This is a genomic window from uncultured Algibacter sp., assembly GCF_947487605.1.
In the GTDB taxonomy this organism is placed as follows: domain Bacteria; phylum Bacteroidota; class Bacteroidia; order Flavobacteriales; family Flavobacteriaceae; genus Algibacter_D.
Genome location: NZ_CANKXK010000005.1, coordinates 118926 through 141268 on the forward strand (window position 1 = coordinate 118926; position 22343 = coordinate 141268).

Genomic DNA, 22343 nt, shown 5'->3' on the forward strand with positions numbered 1-22343 from the left:
AAGTTAGCGTAATTTTTCTCTGCAAGCAGGACATCTTAATGTGCCTCCAAACAAACCCGTTCTTTTTGCACAATTTTTACAATAACACAATCCACAATTTGTACAAGTACCAACTCTTGTTCTATTGTCACAATTATGACATGTTCCTTTATGACTCATAATCTTTAGGTTTTTATTTAATTTTCCAACATACTGACATATTTACTATTGCAATTAGGGCATTTGCTTAAACTATAAACTCTTCTCCTTCTCTACATTTTTTACAACTTGCATATTCACAATTGCGATATTGAGGTATTGGAGATTTTCTGCTACCAAGACAGCCTGGGCCACTTCACTAATAATATGCCACTCATATATTATATCTTCATTAGTTTTTTAATACATACTCTACCTGCTTCATCTGCTATTTTAACAAAATATACACCTCCCAAAAAATTTGAAATATCAATTTCATTAATGCCGTTAACTAATTCTCCTTTTTTAACTTTTTTACCCTGTAAATCAAAAATTGAGTAGAATGCATTAATATCAACTGACATAGACAAAATATCTTTAATTGGATTTGGAAATATGTTAACATAATCCATTTTTATAAAATTATCCTTTGATAGTGAATTTGTGTTAAAGGCGTATGGTATACTCCATTTACCCTCATTTCCACCACAAAGTCCTCTAATCCATAATTTATAGTCAAATTTATCGTCATGTAATGAGGTTGTTGAACCATAATTAATATTTGATAAGGTTGAACCTGAATCAATAGGAGTGAAATTTGAATCAGGATGCGAATTAGCATACATTATCTTCCATTCATACCCATTGTCGACATCACTTACAGTGCTCCAGTTGAAGTCAGCTGATGAGGAGGTAATATTATTTATATTATGAATTAGTGGTGGATGACAAAAAGAATTATTAAATATCAATTTCCACGAAAATAATTTGTTGAAATCATAAAAATAGCTACCATCATCACATATTTTTAATTTCCAATCTCCATTAGCATTAACACCATAAAAATCTCTCAAGTTTCCTTCAGGGAGATAATTACCAGAATAAGGTGCAACCGCAGAAGGCTCATATAAGTGGGCAGACGCATCTTCTGTAAAATGAGTAGACAAATAAAATCTAGAATTAATAGAATTAATCTTTGAAGCTAATAGAACGGAGGTGCCATCGGGAGCAACTAAAGTAATTTCTAACCCCTCTAAACCACGCCTTTCTAATTTATTGATAACTAATTCTTCAAAAAAAATGCTGGCGCCATCTAAAACACCTACATTATTAACATTAACAACGTATTCATTCGTATTATTGCAGCTATTGAAAGAAATAAGTCCTGTTACTCCTTCAAAAACTATTAAAGAATCTGATTGAGTAGTAAAACTAATGAAATCAGTACAGGTAGTGGATAAACCAGCTACATTATAGGAAACAACTTTAACATAGTATTTAGTATTATAATCAAGAGTTGGAGAATAAGAGGTAGAATTTCCAATATCCAAATTGCTTACTAATTCTTCTCCATCTGGTGTTAAACCAATTGAAATCAGAAATCCTGAGGATTCATTGTTAGAAACATTCCATTTGATGTGAGGAGTAATACTAACATCTTCTTCGTTATCGATAGGGTTCTCAATCATTAAACTACAGCTAGGAATATCTGAAACTGATTGAGAAGTTATCTTGGAATTTTTTAAACAAAATCCTTTTGATATTGTATTTGCATAATTATTGAACGAATATCGATACTTAAAATTCAATAATTGATTTTCACTAAAATTATTAATATTCAACTTTAAAGAAAACTTTCCTAAATTCTCACAATTCAAATAATCGTCAAAGTTGACAAACATAAAATCTAAAAACTCTAATGAATTCCAAGATAAATTATCTGCATCCCAATATTCAATACTCAACCATATAACCCTTGAGGTAATATCACCCGAAATTATTATCATTCTCTCATTTGAATTATATGCATTTCTTAAATCAATAGGTGGGGATTCAGCATAAATTATATCCCATGTCGTAGAATATTCGAATGTAAAAGACATATCAATATCAGGACTGTTCAATAAATTGTTTGGATTAAAATTTCCCGAAATAGTCCAATTTGGATTGGGCCAATTTGCAGATCTGTCTAACACTTGAGAAAATGAATTTGTAAGAATTAAAGCAAAACCAAAAAAAAGCCATGAAGTATATTCTTTCATTATGAGTTGACTAGTAAAAAAATTAATAATTCGTACACACCCTACAGTTTGATAACTTTCTTCAAAAATTTATAATATTATTGAATAGATGCTTAGTTTTCTTAAAAATACTTTCAAGATGTTAACTTTGAACACTCAATTTTGAGTATTCTCACCACCCTTTTTAACCATTTGGATAAGCTGCTAATTATTGAGATGAAATACAGGGGTTTTGTGGGTTTCGAAAGGATATTTCAAGAAAATTCAATTATTTAAGAAAATTGGCGATTATAAATAGGCAGGTTGCTACGTCTCTTTGCTATTTCAACAGGCTCAATGCAACGCCTCGCAATGACGGTCTAGACAATATTAGCCTTAGCAGCAAAACGAATCAACTCCGCAGAATTTTTACAATTTGTTTTTTCAAGAATAGAACGCCTATAAGTGTCTACTGTATGCCTACTTATAAATAGTTTTTCGGCAATGGCTTTACTGTTCAAACCTTCTGCAATGCCACGAATAATATCTAATTCTCTTTTGCTCAAATTAAAATGATCTGTTACTTTAAAACGCTGTATGGTTTCTTTTAACTCGTCTATACTAACAGGTTTTAGTAAATAATCAAACACATTTTTTTTAATAGCAGGAATGGCATAATGGTCGTAAGCCGTAAAAAAGATAATTTTTGTTGGGCTACCTTGCTTTTTAAGTTCATCTGCCATTTCCAAACCAGAAATATCGGGCATTTCAATATCTAAGAAAGCAATGTCAGGTTGGTGTTTTAAAATGTATTCCAAACCTTTTTTGGCATTGGTTGTTTGTTTTACAATATGTATTTCGGGGAAATTAGCCAATAATAGTTTCATCCGGTTAAGGGACCGAGATTCATTATCTATCATTATTATTTTAATCTCCTTATCTTTCAAAATGTGTATTGTTTTATAGTATTCTAATAACTTTAAAAATCTATTCGCTTCTTATACTCAATATTGAGTATTTAATTACCCAAAAGCAAGTATTTTACCCAGATTTTGTGATTAAAACTTCAACTCTCAATCCAGACACCCCTTTAGACACGTCGTTTAAATCTTGCAGCTTATGGATTATTTTTCTATTGTATAGTGTACCATACAATTCAAAAATGCGTTCCATAATCAATAAACCATTACCTGTGGAATTTACCTTTTTTTTCTTTGCAGGCCGCAAACCCGCTCCATTATCTTCAACAAGAAGTACTAGGCCTTGTTCTTCTTTTTTAATTTCAATTTTAAGCAGACCGTTATTTGGGTTTAATGCCAGCCCATGTTTAATAGCGTTCTCCACATAGGTAAACAACACATGTTTAGGGACTTTAAAGTTTAAATCGACATTGTCATCCACTTTCAATTCATACTTAAAACTATTGTTAAATCTAATTTGTTGGAGCTTAATAAAGTTTTCGGTATAGTTTAGTTCATCTTTTAATATAGTGGTTATTTTATCGGAACTCTGAAGCGTTTGCCGCATAAAATCGGAAAATCGACAAATAAAGGTATCTGCCTCAATTTTATTATCTGCCAAAGTCATCTCGCTAATGGTATTAATGGCATTAAATACAAAATGGGGATCTACCTGATTTTTTATGGTCTTTATTTGTAATTCGGCAATTTCCTTTTCTATGGCCCGCTTTTTTTCCAGCCTTAACTTCTGGCCCTTTAGCACCAGCCATATTAACCCCAAAACCAATAAATAGATGCCAAAATACATTACATAACGCAAGGGATACCATGGATTATTCTGATAAGAGAAAATTAGATTCTGATTTTCCTGTTGAATATAGAATGAACCTTGACTCCCTTTTTTAATATATCCTCTACTTAAAAATTCTTCACCCTCATCTGCGATTTTAAAATCTGTAGCATGTTTAAAATCTGGACTGTAAATTGTGGCGTTTTTATAATCAGAATGTTGCAAAAACCATTCTTTGTTGCCATCATTGTTTAAGTCGCAATAATACAAACCGAAACCGCTTTTATTAATCTGAAATCTTTGGGTTTCATTTAAATTAAAATCGAATAGCATTACTGTCCCTGTATTGTATTCCGGCAGCAAAATCTTATTATCTAGGGTTTTGCAGAACATATTATAAAAGCCTTCAGGTAATTCCTTTTCTTTTAGGATGACACCTTGATTATTTAAAACCATCAATTTCGATGGTTCTACATTACTCTGCCTTGACTTAAAAAAAGCAATCAAATTTTTATTGTTTATTCCAGGCATTACAGATACTGCCCCTAATGCCTTAAACTCAATAGGATTGAACATAAAACTCATGTCATCGTCTAATACCTTTAACCAGGTACTATAGTCCGATCGTTTTGAATATATGCTATCAATAGTATTTGCTGCAGCACTAGTATTGATCAATATTTCATTTTTACTATCACCATCTATATCTAAAACATGAGAAAATGACGCTGGATTAGTTAAGTGAGGTGATTTATAAATCTTGTCATTTTCAAAATCATACATATATATACTTCTTGGATTAGCTGCAAATCCTGCTGAGATACTAAAAATTATTTCTTTCCAATCGGAATGAATCTCATAAAAAGAATTTGTCCTGATTGAGCCAAAACCATAGTCATCTTTTTCCGGAATTTGAATGGTATCTACATAAAGTCGTTGTCTATTAATCCCATGGTTTTTAAGAGGTTCAAATATTCCAAGAAAAATAGAATCTTGAGACACTGTAAGTGTATAAATTTCGGAATATCCATTTTGGTCGATGTCCTGAAACCATATTCTTTGGTATTTATTTGGAAACTTTGTGTCGTAATTAAATTGGTCTATCTGATCTCCATTGGAATTAAAAATCACATAACTTGCATTTCCGAATTTATTTAATTGTGTTTCAATTTTTTCGGAGTAGCCATCATCATCCAAATCATGGTAGTATACAATATTGCCAATATTAACACGCTCTGTACTTACCTTTTTAACTTCATATTTATTAAAGGTATTAGGCAAACAAAACACGATATCCAATGTAATGCATAAAGCAATAACAAAAGGATTTAGCATTATGCTAATAAGCTTGCCTTTCAAATTGGAGAGGGTTGGTTAGTTGTGTTTGATTTAAGTAGGAAATATATAAAATTTTAACATTTTAAGTACAATTTAATTTTTGATTTTTTAAAGGACGAACTAAGGATTACATATAAATCTTTTAAATTCGCTTCCATGAATACCAACCTGCAAACTCCAATTGATTATCTAAAGGGTGTTGGCCCTAATCGTGCCGACTTACTACGTAAGGAGTTGGGTATTCACACCTATCAGGATTTGCTTAATCTTTTTCCAAATCGCTATTTAGACCGCACCAAATATTACAAAATAAACCAATTACAGCGCAGCAGTGCTGAGGTTCAAATAATTGGAAAAATAATTAGTTTAAAGGAGGTCTCTCAAAAACGTGGCAAACGATTAGTTGCCTCATTTCAAGATGAAACAGGCATTATGGAATTGGTTTGGTTTCGAGGTCAGAAATGGATACGCGAAGGGACAAAAGTAAATACGCCTTACGTTGTTTTCGGAAAAACGAATTGGTTTAATGGTAAATTTAATATGCCACATCCCGAAATGGAATTGCTTTCTGAACATAAAAAAAGTGTTCGATCTGCGATGCAACCCATTTACCCTTCAACCGAAAAACTAAGTAACAAGGGCATTACCAATAGAGTTATTAATAAAATAATGCAGCAATTGTTTCTTGAAACCAAAGGACGGTTTGTTGAAACATTATCAAATGATATTCTCAACGAGTTAAAATTAATAAGTAAAAGTGAAGCCATCTTTAATATTCATTTTCCTAAAAGCCAAGAATTACTTGCAAAAGCTCAATATCGCTTAAAATTTGAAGAGTTTTTTTATATCCAACTGCAATTAATTCTTAAAAACCTTATTAATAAAACAAAAATTAAAGGATTTCCTTTTAAACATGTTGGAGCTTATTTCAATACTTTTTTCAATGAACATTTACCATTTGAATTAACAAATGCGCAAAAACGTGTTTTGAAAGAAATTAGAGCCGATTTAGGTAGTAACGCCCAAATGAATCGCCTTTTGCAGGGTGATGTAGGTTCAGGCAAAACTATAGTGGCTTTCATGTCAATTTTAATTGCTATTGATAATGACTTTCAAGCTTGCCTAATGGCTCCAACTGAAATTTTAGCAACCCAGCACTATAATGGCTTGTTAGAGTGGTGTGAACAAGCTAATATCTCAATAAAACTATTAACTGGTTCCACTAAAACATCCAAAAGAAAAGAGATTCATGAAACACTCGAAAATGGTGAATTGAAAATTCTTATTGGGACACATGCCTTACTTGAAGATAAAGTGAAATTTAAAAACTTAGGACTTGCTGTTATTGACGAGCAACATCGATTTGGAGTTGCACAAAGAAGCAAGCTTTGGAAAAAAGGCAGCCCTTCTGAGGAGGTTGGAGGGGCTTCTTTAATACCTCCACACGTTTTAGTCATGTCTGCCACTCCTATTCCACGCACACTAGCTATGTCTGTTTATGGCGATTTAGATATTTCTATAATTGATGAGTTGCCGCCTGGGAGAAAACAAATTAAAACAGTACACCGCTACGATAAAAATAGACTAAACGTTTTCAAATTTATTAGAGATGAAATTACAAAAGGACGCCAAGTATATATAGTATATCCATTAATACAAGAAAGCGAAGCATTAGATTATAAGGACCTAATGGATGGTTATGAGAGTATTTCCAGAGATTTTCCTTTACCTGATTATCAAATTTCTATCGTACATGGTAAAATGAAACCAGCAGACAAAGATTTTGAAATGCAGCGTTTTATTAAAGGTGAAACGCAAATAATGGTCGCCACAACGGTTATAGAAGTTGGTGTGAATGTCCCTAATGCTTCAGTGATGATTATTGAAAGCGCAGAACGTTTTGGTTTATCGCAACTACACCAACTACGAGGACGCGTGGGTCGTGGAGCCGAACAGAGTTATTGCATCTTAATGACTAGTCATAAATTAACTAACGATAGTAAAACCCGATTAGAAACTATGGTTCGCACTAACGACGGTTTTGAAATAGCCGAAGTAGATTTAAAGCTACGTGGTCCTGGAGATATTATGGGAACACAACAAAGTGGTGTTTTAAACCTAAGAATTGCTGATATAATAAAAGATAAAGACATACTGCAAAACGCGCGTTTTTATGCTAAGAAAGTATTGAATAACGACCCTACATTAGCAAAAGAAGAAAACAAACCTATTCTACATACCTACAAATCCATGGGAAAGTACCAAAATATTTGGAATTATATAAGCTAAAAAAAGCCCAACCAAATTAATGATTGAGCTTTTAAAACTGTTTGTAGTTTGATTGATGATTCTTTTGTTTAATTTATATCTTCTCCTTTTTTAAGTTTTTCCATATTTGCTTGAACGCGTCCTTTAGCACCTTCGTTTGGTGCATTAGCCAATGCTTTTTCAACATGTTTAAGAGCCTCTTTATATTTACCTAAAGCAGAATACCCCCTAGCTAAACCATAATGAACTGGCCATGTATCCTTATTTTTTTTAGCATTCATTTCAAAAACCTCAAGTGCTTTATCCTTTTTTCCTTGACCGATTAATGTTCGTCCATATTGATGAATTTGAAAAACTGTTGCTAAATTAATTGCTTCATCCATGGTTGTAGAAGCTTCTTCTTCTTTTCCAAGTTTTGATAAAATTTGAGACTTAATCTGAAGATTATTAAACGTTTTTTGGCTAAAGAACTGCCCAGAAATAGCACCATTTATCCAACTTAAAGCTTCTTTTAAATCACCGCCATTATTTAACGCATAATTAGCTGCTTGCTCCCAATTTTGACGTTGAAAACCATTCTGCCCTGTAAAATCCTTTCTAATATTTGCCAAAACTATCTTGGGTACATCAACCTCAATTTTAAAAGGAAATTGTTTCTTTTCCCAATTTAATGAGGCTATTGTAGAATTAGCATCAACGCTATCAAAGCTATATGTGAGTAACTCCGTATGTGGAATTTCTTTAGTTGAAATATCTACACGCAAGGCATCATTACTTGGTTCATAAAAATAACTCCCCCAAGCTTTGTAATCTTTAGAAAAAATAAGCGTAGCTGTATTGTTTTCGTTAACCACAATATGAAAACCATATTTACCAGCTTTCAAAGGTTTACCTTCAACAGTTACATCATCCGTAAACTTAATAATGGTATTTTCATCTGCTCCTGCACGCCATGGAGATTCTTTCGCTGTCCCAAATCCTAGGTTATTCATACCGTAAGGCACTAAATTTCCCCAAATTTCTCTATCATTAACACTTGGTCTAGAATACTTTATATATATATCTGTAATCCCTACTCGTTGAGAGACAGTTGCTTGCTGACTACCCCGAGGTGTGTTTAATTGCGCATAGGTGTTAACACTAAATATAAATGTTAAACAAAAAAATAAATTGGTGAGTTTGTTGATTTTCATCTCTTGATTGTTTTTAGTTTGATTGTGAAGTTAGATACAATTAAGAATGGTAGTTGTTAGAATTTTGTTAAAGAGAATAGCAAAACTGTTAATTAACTATTCTTTAAGAAATTAGAATTTTCATTTTTCTTTACTAAAAAAAATCTCAAGTCTATTTTTAACCTGAGATTTTAAAACTTACACACTTTATGAGATAATGCCATTTTTAAAAACAAAAAAAGTGGCACTATCACAATAGCACCACCCTTAAATTAAAATATATTTAATTCTTTTATTATTCTTCTTTATATATTTTAGATAGTTTCTCTTTTTCCTTTTTTATACGTTCTTTTCCTTTCTTTATAGTTTCGTCTAGTTCGGCAAGTTTTTCTTCAGCTTTCGAGATTTTAGCTTCTTTTTCAGCAACTTCTTCATCGTCCAATTCACCTTTTTCTTTAGCCTTAGCTAAGCGCTGTTTGGCCGATTCAATTCGTTCGTGACTTCTCTTTACAAGAGCATCTTTCTTTTCTAATCTTTCTTCAGCTTCAGCCATTTTTTCTTTAGCCTCAGCTGCTCTTGCCTGACCAAATTCACGTCCAGTTAAATTGCCTTTATTTTTTCCGTAGGCATTTCCTTGTCCGTTATTCTCTTTAACTTCTTTGTGCTTTTTAATATGTTCTTGATTATCATCGTCATCATACGCTTCTTCTAGCTCTTTTATTTTTTCCTTTTCTTCTTTTTTTAGTTGCTTTCTCTCTTCCTTTGCTTCCTGTTTAGATTGCTTTATTTCTTCTCTTAAAGCCTCGCGCTCTTCAACAGTGGCATTCTTCATTTTTTCTTTCAATTCCTGAACCTCTTCTTTTTTCTGCTTACCAACTTCTTTTAATTCTTTATCTGCATGTTCTTTTACCTTCTTCTTTTCAACTTTTTCTTTTACCTTATTAGATTGACCTTGTGCAAAAACTGTTTGATTAGCTGCAAATACCAATAATGCAGCCATAACCATAATATATTTTATTTTTCTCATTTTAAATTAATTTAAATACTATCTAATTCTTTTAATGCAGCTTCTAATTCTTGAGAACTCTTCTCAACATCTGCCGCTAATTCTTTAACTTCAGTTTCTACAGCCTCTATTTCTTGTAAAGCTGCTTTAGTTTCTTTTTCCTCCTTTTTAGTATCTCTACATGAGATAAAACCAATTAAAAGAAGTACTAATAATAGTTTAACCATTGATTTCATAAATATGCATTTTATTATTTTAAGGAGAATAATATACAATTTATATGCCAATGTTTGAATGCTTCTAGCAATCTTTTATCTTTGCTAGCTTAAATAGAAAATGATTTATGAAGATTTCATATAACTGGTTAAAACAATTTATAAAAATTGATTGGACTCCAGAGCAAACAGGAGAATTACTAACAGACTTAGGTCTTGAAGTTGAGGGTATTGAAGCCTACCAATCTATAAAAGGAGGCTTAGAAGGTGTGGTTGTGGGTAAAGTATTAACCTGTATTAAACATCCAAATGCTGACAAACTTAAAATAACCACCGTAGATGTTGGTACCGACGAACCTTTACAAATCGTATGTGGTGCACCAAATGTTGATGCTGGCCAAAAAGTATCTGTTGCAACTATTGGAACAATATTATATACTGAAGAAGGAGAAGCTTGGAAAATTAAAAAAGGAAAAATTCGTGGTGAAGAGAGCCACGGAATGATTTGCGCAGAAGATGAATTGGGTCTTGGTAAATCGCATGATGGAATCATGGTTCTAGATGATAAAATAAAAATAGGTGCTCTGGCTGCAGATGTTTTTAAAATTGAGAACGATGCTGTATTTGAAATTGGACTTACGCCAAACAGAGCAGACGCTATGAGTCACTACGGTGTAGCAAGAGACTTAAAAGCTGGATTGATTCAAAAAGAAATAAATTTAGAACTTATTACGCCATCTGCCAGTGCATTTCATACAGATAATCGTACACTAAAAATTGATATCGATGTTAAAAATAAAGATTTAGCACCGCGATATTGTGGTGTTACAATTTCTGGAATTAAAGTCGAAGATTCTCCTAGCTGGTTGCAAAACAGACTAAGAGCTATTGGACTAAATCCAATAAACAATATTGTTGATTCGACAAATTATGTATTACATGAATTAGGACAACCTCTACATGCTTTTGATGCTGTTAAAATTTCTGGAAACAAAATTGAAGTCAAAACTTTAAAGACTGGTACAAAGTTTACAACGCTCGATGGTATTGAAAGAGAATTACATGAAGATGATTTAATGATTTGTGATGCAAAAAAACCTATGTGCATTGCAGGTGTTTTTGGAGGTATTGAATCTGGTGTTACAGAAAACACTACCTGTATTTTCTTAGAAAGTGCTTATTTTAATCCTGTTAGTATTCGTAAAACAGCTAAGCGTCATGGACTAAACACAGATGCCTCTTTTAGGTTTGAGCGTGGTATAGATCCTAATATTACAGAATATGCTTTAAAAAGAGCAGCCTTGTTAATTCAAGAACTAGCTGGTGGTGAAATAACAAGTGATTTATTGGATATTTACCCTAATAAAATTAAAGATTTCGAAGTTAGATTAAGCTTTGATAATGCAAAAAAACTCATCGGGGAAGAAATTCCAAAAGAAATAATAAAACGTATTCTTACTTCTTTGGATATAAAAGTTAATAACGTAACCGAAACTGGACTTGGCCTTACAGTACCTTCTTATCGTAACGATGTGCAACGTGAAGCCGACGTAATTGAAGAAATACTACGCGTTTATGGCTATAACAATATTAAGACATCAGAAAAGCTTAATGCCTCAATTTCTAATGCCTCAAGATTTGAAGATCATAAAATTCAAAACGTTGTTAGTAATCAATTAGCATCTCAAGGTTTTTTTGAGATACTTTCTAATTCTCTTACAACAGCAAATTATATAGCGTTAAGTGAGCAACTTAAAGACGATCATAACATTTCTATGCTCAACCCTCTTAGTGGAGATTTATCTGTATTAAGGCAGTCTTTGTTGTTTTCTGGATTAGAAGCAGTATCCTATAATATTAATAGAAAAAGACAAGACTTAAAGTTATTTGAGTATGGAAAAACCTATCATGGCTATGGAGACAAAAGAGATGAGATAAAACACCTAACACTATTTATAACTGGTAATAGGTATACTGAACAATGGCATACACAAAATGAGAAAAGTGATTTTTTCTATTTAAAAGGAATTATTGTTTCAATTTTAGAACGTTTAGGAATAAATCGCTATAATGAATCACCTAATAACAATGATTTATTTAGTGAAGGAATATCCTTTAGTTTAGGAAAAATTAAGTTACTGGAATTTGGGTTAATCTCTAAATTGGTATTAAAACATTTTGACATATCTCAAGAAGTTATTTATGCCGATTTTAATTGGGATAACATTTTAGAAATTGTTAAGCGCAATAAAATAACATTTAAATCGATTCCTAAATATCCCGAAGTACGTCGTGATTTCGCCTTATTATTAGATGATAACGTTAGTTTTGAAGCTATCCATAAAATTGCTAAGCAGAGCGAAAAACAATTATTGAAGTCTGTTAATCTATTTGATGTTTATCAAGGAAAGAATTTACCAAAGGGTAAAAAGAGTTATGCTGTTAGTTTTACATTGCAAGACGAAAACAAAACACTTACTGATAAGCAAATAGATAAAATTATGAGTAAACTACAAAGCAATTTTGAAAAACAACTTAATGCTGAATTGAGATAGATGTTTTGGTGAAGTATATATTGATTTTAGTTTTTATTTTTATTGGTTATTCTCGAGCCAACGGGCAAGAGCTTCCTGCCAATATAAATAGTGATAGCTCAAATACTTGGCAGCATTTGAAATATGATTTCAATACAACTTGGAAAAGTGTTAAATATTCTATTACTAGACCCTTAGATTGGAAAGGAAAAGATTATGCCAAACTTGGGACTATTGTGGTTGGAACTATGGCATTGTCTCTAACCGATGAAGGGTTTAATGATTTTGCAACAAGGCAAAATGATGATTTCCCAAAAGTCGTGCGGGATTTTGGCTGGTATTTTGGTAGTCCACAAAACTATTTCATGGCTAATGCGGGACTTTACGGATTTGGGCTTTTTACTAACAATCAAAAAGTAAGACGTACAAGTGTGTTAATAATATCATCATCAATTACAACAGGACTTATTCAAAGTTTAACTAAATCTACAATAGGAAGAGCACGCCCAACACAAAACTTGGGGGCACATGAATTTAATTTACTTTCATCACAAGGTGGCTTTCATTCATTCCCATCTGGTCATACTATTTTATCAGTCACAATGGCTCACTCAATTGCTAAACAATTTGATAATGTTTGGACTAAAACTGGTATATATACAGTTGGAGCTATCCCTCCTATTTCTAGGCTTATTGCTGGAGCACATTGGCTCACAGATGTTATATTTAGTGCCGCCCTAAGTATTATTGTTGTAGATAGTATTGACAACTTTTTATACAAAAAAGAAACCTACGGACTAAGAAAACCTAAGTCCACTAAAGTTTCTTGGAACCTTTCATTAAGTCCAAATAAAATTGGTGTTGTAGGGACTTTTTAAGGCTATCTTTTTACTAAAGCCACAATACGCAAAGGACCACCACTCCCTCCTTTTATTTTCATTGGCAATGCTATAATGGCGAAATCTTTAGTTGGTAACATTTCTAAATTTGTGAGGTTCTCAAAAGCTGGAATATTTTCTCCTAAAAGAATAACGTGGCTTTTAAAATCTGTTGATTGTCCATAATCAATACTTGGTGTGTCAAGGCCAATGGCATTAATTTTTCTGTTTTTAATTAGCCATGATGCAGCCTCTGGATCTAATCCTGGAAAGTGCAAATCTTTTATGGCTTCTGGACCACGCATTTCTGTGCCTAAATATTTTAGTTTGTTTGGATAATAACGAGAAAATCCTGTTTCTAGCAAAATAATACATCCTTCTGGTATTTGCATATTTTCGGATGCTTCCCAGTTTTTAAAATCGTCTATACTTACTAAATATTCAGGATTATTTAAAGCTTTTTTCGATATATCAATTTTTATAGCTTGTCCAATTAAATTCTCAATAGGTATTTTATCTACTGTTTGACCTTGCTTCGCAAAATGAATAGGCGCATCTATGTGTGTGCCTCCATGTTCGGCAGTAGTGAAATTATTTGCTGCATAAAAGAACCCCTTGTCTGTATTGCCATGTGCAACAGTATCAAGATGAAATTCTTTTGCTGTAACCCAATATATTGTTTCATCAGAAAAATCGTGAGTTAAATCAATTATTTGGCTATACTCTAAAATATTTAAATTTGAAGTTAAAGGAACTTCTTTTATAGCTACTTTTTCTTTACAAGATGTAATATGCAAGATACATATCGATAAAAATACTGCAGTTTTTTTCATAATTAATAAATTTTTAAAATATAAGCTAAAAAGAAGTTTTTCACTTCTTCTAATTTAATGATTTTATCCATTAGTAGTCAATATCAACTCAATAAAACTTTTAATAATCCTTAATATTTTGTATCTTTAAGATGAACCTAAAATCCTTTTAGTCATGACAGATTCTAATTATATTAAAGTTTTTACGGGTAATCTTGTAATAAGTGAGCACATAAAGCAAAGCTTAGAAGAAATAGGAATTAGTGCTGTAATAAAAGTACAAAACGAATCTAACCTCAATCCAATTTTTGGAGGTCATTTACTTAAAGAAGTTTATGTACACAAGGATGAACTCGACAGAGCTGTTAAAGTTGTGCAAGGTATTACTGCCGAGTTAGAGTCTTAGAGCAAAAAAAATCCCGATATCTCAGGATTTTTAATTTTATCTATACGCTAACAGCATACATCTTGTCTCGTAGCTCTTTAATTTTCTTATCCTGCATATATTCATCAAAAGTTGTATAACGATCTATTACACCATTTGGTGTTAACTCCACAACTCGGTTTGCTACAGTTTGTGCAAACTCATGATCGTGCGTTGTAAATAAAACAGTCCCTTTGAAATTTTTAAGTGAATTATTAAATGCTGTAATACTTTCTAAATCAAGATGGTTGGTTGGTTCATCTAGTTGAAGTACGTTCGCTCTCATCATCATCATTCGAGATAGCATACATCTTACTTTTTCTCCTCCAGACAAAACAGATGATTTTTTAAAAGCTTCTTCACCACTAAATATCATTTTACCTAAAAATCCTCGAATATTGACTTCTTCACGCTCTTCCTCTGTAGTTGCCCATTGGCGTAACCAATCTATTAAAGTAAGTTCATTATTAAAAAACTCACTATTATCTAATGGTAAATAAGACTGTGTTGTAGTTACTCCCCAAGCAAATTTACCTGAATCTGCTTTTTCCTTATTATTTAAAATTTGATAAAATGCTGTGGTAGCTCTTGAATCTCTGGAAAAAACAACAACTTTGTCTCCTTTAGCTAAATTTAAGTCTATATCTTTAAATAAAATTTCATCATCTGCTGAAGCTGTAAGTTTTTCTACATTCAATATTTGATCCCCTGCTTCTCTATCACGTTCAAAAATAATAGCAGGATAACGACGACTTGTTCTTCTAATATCTGCGATATTAAGTTTTTCAATCATCTTTTTTCTACTAGTTGCTTGTTTACTTTTTGCAACGTTAGCTGAAAATCGTCTAATAAATTCCTCTAATTCTTTTTTCTTTTCTTCTGCTTTCTTATTCTGTTGTGCATGTTGTCGTGCTGCTAACTGCGACGACTCGTACCAAAATGTATAATTACCCGAAAAGTGATTAATTTTTCCAAAATCAATATCAGAAATATGCGTACAAACAGCATCTAAAAAGTGTCTATCGTGAGAAACAACAATAACACAGTTATCATAATTAGCCAAGAAGTTCTCTAACCAAGCAATTGTTTCATAATCTAGGTCATTGGTAGGTTCATCCATTATAAGTACATCTGGATTTCCAAAAAGCGCTTGTGCTAATAAAACACGCACTTTTTGCTTACCATCTAAATCTGCCATAAGTGTATAATGAAACTCTTCCTTTATGCCTAAATTCGATAGCATTGCCGCCGCATCACTATCGGCATTCCAGCCATTCATTTCTTCAAACTCTACTTGTAGCTCTCCAATTTTTTCAGCGTTCTCATCAGAATAATCTGCATATAAAGCATCTATTTCTGTTTTAATTTTAAATAATGGCTTATTACCCATTAAAACGGTTTCTAATACAGTATGCTCATCATATAAATTATGATTTTGCTCTAAAACAGACATACGCTTTCCTGCTTCTAACGAAACATGCCCTGAAGTAGGATCTTGCTTTCCAGATAATATCTTTAAAAATGTAGATTTTCCAGAACCATTGGCACCAATAATTCCATAGCAGTTACCATTATTAAAGGCCGTATTTACCTCATCAAACAATACACGTTTTCCAAATTGAACTGATAGATTAGAAACTGATAGCATAACTTTTATTAAAATTTTTGCAAAAGTAGAAAAATCAATCTGTTAGACGAAATGTAACTTAGATATTTTTAAACTTTAATGAATTAATGAGAATCTAGCTATAATAACATTTAACAGCGTATTAACAGGTCTTTTTAAATACAAGGCATATTTTTGTTTAGAATTTAGGGTGTCTCGCCCTAAACTATGAAAAAGGGATTTATGAAATTATATATTGGTATACTATTAATTGCTGTTACTTTAATTGGTTGTAAAAAAGACAACAATTCTAGTCAAGATAATTATGCATATATAGGAGGGCAAATTATTAATCCGAAAAACAACTTTGTTGTTATAACTAAGTCTGAAACTACCTTAGATACTATTATTTTAGATGGTAATAATAGATTTTTATTTAAAATAAACGATTTAGAACAAGGTTTATACACGTTTCGACATGGTGATGAATTTCAAATGGTGCTCTTAGAAGTTAATGATAGCATAATTTTTAGATTAAATACATTAGATTTTGATGAGTCGCTTGTGTATACGGGTAAAGGAGATAAAAAGAATAACTACTTTATTAATGAGTTCTTGCAAAATGAAAAAAAGGAAAAGGAAATTTTTAAACTTTGCCAGCTAAATCCAGAAGATTATGAAAAAGAAATTAAATTACTAAAAGCGCAAAAACTTGAGTATTTAGACCGATTTAAAACCAAACATGAAACAACCTCTTTATTTGATAAAGTAGCACAAGCAAATATTAACTATAATTATTATTTCAATAAAGAAATTTATCCCTTTGTTCATTACGGAAAAAACAAAGCTGAAATTTTAGAATCCTTACCCGATGATTTTTATGCCTACCGACAAAATGTTAACTACAATGACGACTTTTTAAAAGATTATTTTAATTATCAATCTTTCTTGAAATCTAATTTTAATAATTTAGCCCTTAAAGAACATCTAGGACATGCTAAGAATGGGCATTTTAATGGAAAATCTGTTTGTTATACTTTAGATAAACTAAAGATTATTGATAGTCTAATAGATAATGTTTCTATTAAGAATGATTTGCTTTACCACTATACCATTAACTTTTTAACCAAAAATAAAAGTGAAGAATGTAGTGATGCTGTTTTAAAATCGTTTTTAGCAAAAAGCGATAGTAAAAAGAATAATGGTCAAATAAAACATTATGCGTCTTCAATATACAGATTAAAAAAAGGCAACAAATTACCTGAAATTTCTGTGATTGATTGTTACAATAAAGAGCAAAATATAAATGCAATTATAAATTCTACAACGGTATTATGTTTTTGGTCTCATTCTATATATGGTCATTTTAAAGACACACACAAAAAATTAAAGGAACTACAAGTTAAATATCCAGAAGTTACCTTTATTACTATTAACATTGATGATTATGACTTAGAAATGATAACAAAAACATTGAAGCGCAATCATTTGTCTTTTGATAATAAATATCAATTTAAAGACAACAAAAAAGCAAAAGAGTCTTTAGCAATATATCCAATGACTAAGGCTATTATTATAGACAAGCACAAAAAAATAGTTGATAGTAATACCAACATATTTTATTCAGATTTTGAACAACAACTGTTAGGGTTATTAAATAAATAATACCCTATATAAAAACAAAAAAGCCTTTGTTGAAATTCAACAAAGGCTTTTTTGTATGTATAAAATCTTAATTACCCTTTTTGTAATCTGCTAAAAACTTAGCTAACCCAATATCTGTTAATGGATGTTTAAGCAATCCTTCAATTGAACTAAGAGGGCCTGTCATAACATCGGCTCCTAATTTAGCACAATCTATAACATGCATGGTATGACGTACAGAAGCCGCTAGTATTTCTGTATCGAAGGCATAGTTATCATAAATATGTCTAATCTCTGCAATTAAGTTTAAACCATCGGTAGAAATATCATCAAGACGCCCAATAAATGGAGAAACGTAGGTTGCTCCTGCCTTAGCTGCTAATAAGGCTTGTCCTGCTGAAAAAACAAGTGTTACGTTTGTTTTTATTCCTTTTTCTGAAAAATATTTACAAGCCTTAACACCATCTTTTATCATTGGTAGTTTAACAACTATTTGGTCATGCAATTCGGCTAGAGCTTCTCCTTCTCTAATCATGCCCTCAAAATCTGTTGCAATAACCTCTGCACTAACATCGCCATCTACTATATTACAAATAGCAACGTAGTGTTTCAAAATATTATCATGACCCGTAATACCTTCTTTAGCCATTAAGGACGGATTGGTTGTTACACCATCTAAAACTCCAAGGTCTTGAGCTTCTTTTATCTGGTCTAGATTCGCTGTATCTATAAAAAATTTCATTCTAAAAATAGTTTAGGTTATTTTAATTAATAGGCGAATTTACAATAATAAGCTAGTTAGCTTAATAAATTCTATAAAAATATATTAACAACTTAAAATAAGTTAGTTAACTACAAGTCTGTACCTTTCTATTGTAGTGTCTTCACATAAACCATCACAATCATTTAGTCTATTTTCACACTCATCATAATAATCGTTTGCCTGTTCTACACTTAGGCGAATGGTAAAATTATAAACCCCAGATTCTTGAGCTCGTCCTTCAATTATTACGCTTCTATAATCTACAATAAATTCTAGTCCGCGAGGCAATTCGCCATCAATCGAAAAATAATAGTAATACCTATCATCGTGTGGTTCATTGTTAATATCGGCTCGAATTTCTTCAAAATAATAATTATTTACTTGTGCTGTACCAAGTCTATTATCTTCTAACTGTGGATGTCTATTAACTACACATTCCAAAATATCTTGACAACTTGAAAGAATAAAAAAGGAAAGTATTACTGCTGCTGATAAAGATCGTTTCATGATTTGATGAATTTAGAAACAGTAACATCAAATAACGTACCAATAAACAACTAGAGATTGTAGTGGTTCATCAAGAGTCTTTCGTAAACCTTATCTGGAAGTATTCTTTTAAGAACAATAGAAAATTTTTGCATAAACTCCCCAACTTTATAATGCCCTTTAGGTTTTTTGGTGTTTATAATTTTGAATATTTGTTGAGCCATCAAATTAGGGTTACTACCACTATCTACATGATTGTTCATTAATTTTAACGTATTTCCATAAGATTCTTTATAAGGAGAATCTTCTAAAAGAGGCGCATGATAACGTCCAGATGCGATATTGGTTGCGAAATCACCTGGAGCCACATTAACCATATCTATGTTAAAACCTTTTAACTCCATTCTAAAAGCTTCGGTTAAAAGCTCTAAAGCACCTTTACTAGCACTATAAATGCCTCGATATGGTAAGCCCATATAACCAGCTATAGAAGTGATATTAATAATTAAACCTGCTTTTTGATTACGCATATAAGGAAGTGCCGTTTTAATAGCATTAATTGGCCCAAAAAAGTTTGTCTCAAAATTTGCTTTGATCTCTATTTCTGGAGTTTCTTCAATAGGACCTGTTATGCCTGCTCCTGCATTATTTATTAAAACATCTAGTTTGCCTTCTTTTTCTATAATACTGGTAATTGCTTTTTCAATTGTACTAATATCTTTAACATCAAGCTCTATAATTGGGAAAACACTATCTTTATAATTTGCAGGATTTCTACTGGTGCCATATACGGTATAACCCTTTTTGGTTAGATATTCGCCTGTAGATTTACCAATCCCAGATGAACCACCAGTAATTAAAACAACTTTCGACATAATAATTGAAACTATAAAATCAAAACACCAAAATACAATTTAAAATAATTTGAACTATAATTAGCATCATAAATTAATGTGATTTCCACCTTCATGGAAATGTGCAATAAACTAAAAAATCTTGATTAGCTAAAGCTTTCAAGATTTAATTTTATTGTACAAAAAAAGGCAAGCTACCTACATCACACTGCTACAACCGTATACCTTTGCTGCGTTCCCGCCCTGGAGGATTCAACAGGAGCTAGTTGTGTAGGACTTGCCGGCTGCAAAGATACAACCTTTTAAAATTTTCACAATGATTTTTTATACTGATTTTAAATAAATATCTTGCTCAAAATTTAAGTTTAAAATGAACATATTTAAAGCTCTTATAATCATATTTTTAGCTGGACTCGTAATTTCATGTGGTTCTAACTCTGGTCAAAAAAAAAGTGATTTCTCTATTAAAACCAATGCTGAAAAAGGAAATATTTCTATTTCTGAAACTTTAAACATTTCACTAATAAACAAGAAGAATCATCTTGTTGATTCTGTTACTTATACTATTGAAGACAATACTATAGCTGAATCTAATAACTTGTCAAATTTTAAATTAGGAAAACATACTATTGAGGCTACGGTATATTTTAATAATGAAAAACAAGTGGCAACTAGTCAAATAACCATTTTAAATAATGAGGTTCCTAAAATATACACTTATAAAATTATAAATGAATATCCTCACGATATAACTTCATACACGCAAGGTATTGAGTTTTTTAATGATAATCTTTACGAAAGCACTGGACAATATAAAGAGTCTAAGCTTCGCCAAATAAACTATAAAACGGGAGAGGTTATAAAAAATATTGATTTGGCTGATGAATACTTTGGTGAAGGACTTACTATATTGAATGATAAAATATATCAACTTACTTGGAAAGAAGGTACAGGCTTTGTTTACGATGTAAATACATTTGATAAACTAAGCAGTTTTAGATATGGTAACAGTAAGGAAGGTTGGGGTCTATGCAACAACGAGAATATAATTTATAAAAGCGATGGGACTGAAAAAATATGGTTACTAAATCCTGAAACATTAATAGAAGAAGACAACATTCAGGTTTACACGAATAAAGGAAAGATAATTGGCATTAATGAAATGGAGTGGGTTAATGGAAGTATTTATGCTAATCGGTATCAAAAAGATGGTGTAGCCATTATTAATCCTAAAAACGGTGCTGTTATTGGAGTAATAGATTTTAAACCATTAAAGGCTAAAGTGACTCAGCATGACAATTTAGATGTACTAAATGGTATAGCTTATAATCCAACAACAAAAACTTTATTTGTTACTGGTAAGCGTTGGGATAAGCTTTTTGAAGTTGAAATTGTAGAGAAATAGATTTAATACCTAACTCGCGTCTTAGTACATGGACAGTTACTAATTGCACGTAAAAAGTTTAATCCAATAGTAACAACGTGCGTTCCTGAGTTATACGCAGATAATTCGTTAGTTGTTATTTGATAAGCATATCCAAAATAAACAATAGACTTATTAAACCCTACCATAGGTCCTATGTTAAGTGGCTTTAAAAATTGATCGTTTAGGAAACGGTAAGAAATACCAGCCCAAAAATAATCGTCGTTTCTACCAAATTTTCTCATTTTAAAATTTAAATCGGTACTCGAACGCTTATCGCTACTAAAGTATTGATAGAACATAGATGGTTCGAACTCAATACCATTCTTTTTAGTCTCACCAAAGGTAATACCAGAATATACTTGATAATTCATAAGTAAATTAGGTTCTGCTACTCTAATTTCACTAACTTTTTTTTCAAGAATATTATTGGCGTTTAAACTAAAGAAGAATGCTTTATATCTGTATAGTGCTCCAATATCAAAATTTGTATTCGAAGTTCTCCTATCATCTGTTACAAACGGATCAATAATTGGGTTTTCGTAAGATGTATTAAAATTATGTATGTCAATCTTAAAGTTATTTACATTGAGTGAAATACCTAATGACAGATATTGTTCTGAGCTAACATCTAAAATTAAATGATGTGCAAACGAAAATTTTGCACCTGATTGAATGGTGTTTCCGTTTCTATCGTTATAAAAAGAAAAACCTAAACCAGAACGGTCGCCTAATCTTATATCTGCATAAACCGATTGATTATCTGGAGCACCTTTTATACCCACCCATTGCGTTAATCCGTTCGCTCTAATTTTTAAATTATCCCCTATTCCAGCATACGTTGGAGAAACCACGAAATTATTATCTGCTAAGTATTGCGTAAATACAGGCAAATTTAACTCCTGACCATAGTTGTAGGAAGCAACTATAAGTAGCAGGTATATGATTGGTTTTCTTAGGTTCATAATTTTAATGTTTGAGGCATTCATTAATA

The 22343-nt window shown here is 31.6% G+C and carries 18 protein-coding genes and 1 other RNA gene; 6 read left to right on the top strand and 13 right to left on the bottom strand.

Annotated elements, in window-relative coordinates; translation table 11 throughout:
- Positions 1-359 precede the first annotated feature (359 nt).
- The 3 genes from Q0739_RS07390 to Q0739_RS07400 all read right to left on the bottom strand — a co-directional run bounded on the left by Q0739_RS07390 (position 360) and on the right by Q0739_RS07400 (position 5285).
- Positions 360-2219: a T9SS type A sorting domain-containing protein gene (locus Q0739_RS07390; RefSeq protein WP_298238076.1), complete on the bottom strand. Its 1860-nt coding sequence runs from the start codon at positions 2217-2219 to the stop codon at positions 360-362.
- Positions 2220-2557: 338 nt separating this feature from the next.
- Positions 2558-3097 (bottom strand): response regulator transcription factor, encoded by a 540-nt coding sequence (locus Q0739_RS07395; RefSeq protein ID WP_298238215.1) that lies wholly within the window; start codon positions 3095-3097, stop codon positions 2558-2560.
- 121 nt (positions 3098-3218) lie between these two features.
- Complete coding sequence (locus tag Q0739_RS07400; RefSeq protein ID WP_298238077.1) at positions 3219-5285, bottom strand: histidine kinase; 2067 nt, start codon at positions 5283-5285, stop codon at positions 3219-3221.
- Positions 5286-5420: 135 nt separating this feature from the next.
- On the opposite strand from Q0739_RS07400, the gene recG reads away from it, so the two are divergent.
- Complete coding sequence (recG, locus tag Q0739_RS07405; RefSeq protein WP_298238078.1) at positions 5421-7553, top strand: ATP-dependent DNA helicase RecG; 2133 nt, start codon at positions 5421-5423, stop codon at positions 7551-7553.
- Between the two features lie 68 nt (positions 7554-7621).
- Here the strand turns inward: recG and Q0739_RS07410 are convergent, their stop codons facing one another.
- The 3 genes from Q0739_RS07410 to Q0739_RS07420 form a co-directional block, all read right to left on the bottom strand.
- Positions 7622-8725 carry a DUF2911 domain-containing protein gene (locus tag Q0739_RS07410; protein WP_298238079.1) on the bottom strand — a complete coding sequence of 368 codons (1104 nt, stop codon included), beginning with the start codon at positions 8723-8725 and terminating at the stop codon, positions 7622-7624.
- A 274-nt stretch (positions 8726-8999) separates the two neighbouring features.
- A complete protein-coding gene (locus tag Q0739_RS07415) occupies positions 9000-9731 on the bottom strand; it encodes a hypothetical protein (protein ID WP_298238080.1) in 732 nt (243 codons plus the stop codon).
- 11 nt (positions 9732-9742) lie between these two features.
- Positions 9743-9946: a hypothetical protein gene (locus tag Q0739_RS07420; RefSeq protein WP_298238081.1), complete on the bottom strand. Its 204-nt coding sequence runs from the start codon at positions 9944-9946 to the stop codon at positions 9743-9745.
- A gap of 107 nt (positions 9947-10053) precedes the next feature.
- Here Q0739_RS07420 and pheT point away from each other — a divergent pair, with 107 nt between their 5' ends.
- Positions 10054-12480 (top strand): phenylalanine--tRNA ligase subunit beta, encoded by a 2427-nt coding sequence (gene pheT, locus Q0739_RS07425; protein WP_298238082.1) that lies wholly within the window; start codon positions 10054-10056, stop codon positions 12478-12480.
- Between the two features lie 8 nt (positions 12481-12488).
- On the top strand, positions 12489-13337 hold the full coding sequence (locus Q0739_RS07430) for a phosphatase PAP2 family protein (RefSeq protein ID WP_298238083.1): 849 nt from the start codon (positions 12489-12491) through the stop codon (positions 13335-13337).
- A 2-nt stretch (positions 13338-13339) separates the two neighbouring features.
- Here Q0739_RS07430 and Q0739_RS07435 read toward each other — a convergent pair whose 3' ends face one another.
- Positions 13340-14170 (bottom strand): cyclase family protein, encoded by an 831-nt coding sequence (locus Q0739_RS07435; protein ID WP_298238084.1) that lies wholly within the window; start codon positions 14168-14170, stop codon positions 13340-13342.
- Positions 14171-14324: 154 nt separating this feature from the next.
- On the opposite strand from Q0739_RS07435, the gene Q0739_RS07440 reads away from it, so the two are divergent.
- On the top strand, positions 14325-14555 hold the full coding sequence (locus Q0739_RS07440; protein ID WP_298238085.1) for a DUF2007 domain-containing protein: 231 nt from the start codon (positions 14325-14327) through the stop codon (positions 14553-14555).
- 40 nt (positions 14556-14595) lie between these two features.
- Here the strand turns inward: Q0739_RS07440 and Q0739_RS07445 are convergent, their stop codons facing one another.
- Positions 14596-16221 carry an ATP-binding cassette domain-containing protein gene (locus Q0739_RS07445; RefSeq protein WP_298238086.1) on the bottom strand — a complete coding sequence of 542 codons (1626 nt, stop codon included), beginning with the start codon at positions 16219-16221 and terminating at the stop codon, positions 14596-14598.
- A gap of 201 nt (positions 16222-16422) precedes the next feature.
- On the opposite strand from Q0739_RS07445, the gene Q0739_RS07450 reads away from it, so the two are divergent.
- The gene (locus tag Q0739_RS07450; protein ID WP_298238087.1) at positions 16423-17844 is read left to right on the top strand and encodes a hypothetical protein; all 1422 of its coding nucleotides are present in this window, start codon (positions 16423-16425) and stop codon (positions 17842-17844) included.
- A 67-nt stretch (positions 17845-17911) separates the two neighbouring features.
- Here Q0739_RS07450 and fsa read toward each other — a convergent pair whose 3' ends face one another.
- From fsa to ffs, 4 genes are all read right to left on the bottom strand, one after another.
- A complete protein-coding gene (fsa, locus tag Q0739_RS07455) occupies positions 17912-18565 on the bottom strand; it encodes a fructose-6-phosphate aldolase (protein WP_298238088.1) in 654 nt (217 codons plus the stop codon).
- Positions 18566-18667: 102 nt separating this feature from the next.
- Positions 18668-19093, bottom strand: coding sequence for a hypothetical protein (locus Q0739_RS07460; protein WP_298238089.1), 426 nt, complete (start codon positions 19091-19093; stop codon positions 18668-18670).
- A 50-nt stretch (positions 19094-19143) separates the two neighbouring features.
- Positions 19144-19947, bottom strand: coding sequence for an SDR family oxidoreductase (locus tag Q0739_RS07465; RefSeq protein WP_298238090.1), 804 nt, complete (start codon positions 19945-19947; stop codon positions 19144-19146).
- Between the two features lie 163 nt (positions 19948-20110).
- Positions 20111-20209: signal recognition particle sRNA small type (gene ffs, locus Q0739_RS07470), an RNA gene on the bottom strand.
- A gap of 87 nt (positions 20210-20296) precedes the next feature.
- Here ffs and Q0739_RS07475 point away from each other — a divergent pair.
- Entirely contained in the window at positions 20297-21331 is a 1035-nt protein-coding gene (locus tag Q0739_RS07475) for a glutaminyl-peptide cyclotransferase (protein WP_298238091.1), read from the top strand.
- A gap of 2 nt (positions 21332-21333) precedes the next feature.
- On the opposite strand, the gene Q0739_RS07480 is transcribed toward Q0739_RS07475, so the two are convergent.
- Complete coding sequence (locus Q0739_RS07480; RefSeq protein ID WP_298238092.1) at positions 21334-22314, bottom strand: type IX secretion system membrane protein PorP/SprF; 981 nt, start codon at positions 22312-22314, stop codon at positions 21334-21336.
- Between the last annotated feature and the right edge of the window lie 29 nt (positions 22315-22343).

Excerpts from the sequence above, each read along its gene's own strand:
- Q0739_RS07410 (WP_298238079.1), bottom strand. The coding sequence starts at position 8,725 with ATGAAAATCAACAAACTCACCAATTTATTTTTTTGTTTAACATTTATA.
- Q0739_RS07480 (WP_298238092.1), bottom strand. The coding sequence starts at position 22,314 with ATGAACCTAAGAAAACCAATCATATACCTGCTACTTATAGTTGCTTCC.
- fsa (WP_298238088.1), bottom strand. The coding sequence starts at position 18,565 with ATGAAATTTTTTATAGATACAGCGAATCTAGACCAGATAAAAGAAGCT.
- Q0739_RS07475 (WP_298238091.1), top strand. The coding sequence starts at position 20,297 with ATGAACATATTTAAAGCTCTTATAATCATATTTTTAGCTGGACTCGTA.
- Q0739_RS07435 (WP_298238084.1), bottom strand. The coding sequence starts at position 14,170 with ATGAAAAAAACTGCAGTATTTTTATCGATATGTATCTTGCATATTACA.
- pheT (WP_298238082.1), top strand. The coding sequence starts at position 10,054 with ATGAAGATTTCATATAACTGGTTAAAACAATTTATAAAAATTGATTGG.
- recG (WP_298238078.1), top strand. The coding sequence starts at position 5,421 with ATGAATACCAACCTGCAAACTCCAATTGATTATCTAAAGGGTGTTGGC.
- Q0739_RS07420 (WP_298238081.1), bottom strand. The coding sequence starts at position 9,946 with ATGAAATCAATGGTTAAACTATTATTAGTACTTCTTTTAATTGGTTTT.
- Q0739_RS07415 (WP_298238080.1), bottom strand. The coding sequence starts at position 9,731 with ATGAGAAAAATAAAATATATTATGGTTATGGCTGCATTATTGGTATTT.
- Q0739_RS07450 (WP_298238087.1), top strand. The coding sequence starts at position 16,423 with ATGAAATTATATATTGGTATACTATTAATTGCTGTTACTTTAATTGGT.
- Q0739_RS07390 (WP_298238076.1), bottom strand. The coding sequence starts at position 2,219 with ATGAAAGAATATACTTCATGGCTTTTTTTTGGTTTTGCTTTAATTCTT.
- Q0739_RS07395 (WP_298238215.1), bottom strand. The coding sequence starts at position 3,097 with ATGATAGATAATGAATCTCGGTCCCTTAACCGGATGAAACTATTATTG.
- Q0739_RS07460 (WP_298238089.1), bottom strand. The coding sequence starts at position 19,093 with ATGAAACGATCTTTATCAGCAGCAGTAATACTTTCCTTTTTTATTCTT.
- Q0739_RS07445 (WP_298238086.1), bottom strand. The coding sequence starts at position 16,221 with ATGCTATCAGTTTCTAATCTATCAGTTCAATTTGGAAAACGTGTATTG.
- Q0739_RS07465 (WP_298238090.1), bottom strand. The coding sequence starts at position 19,947 with ATGTCGAAAGTTGTTTTAATTACTGGTGGTTCATCTGGGATTGGTAAA.
- Q0739_RS07440 (WP_298238085.1), top strand. The coding sequence starts at position 14,325 with ATGACAGATTCTAATTATATTAAAGTTTTTACGGGTAATCTTGTAATA.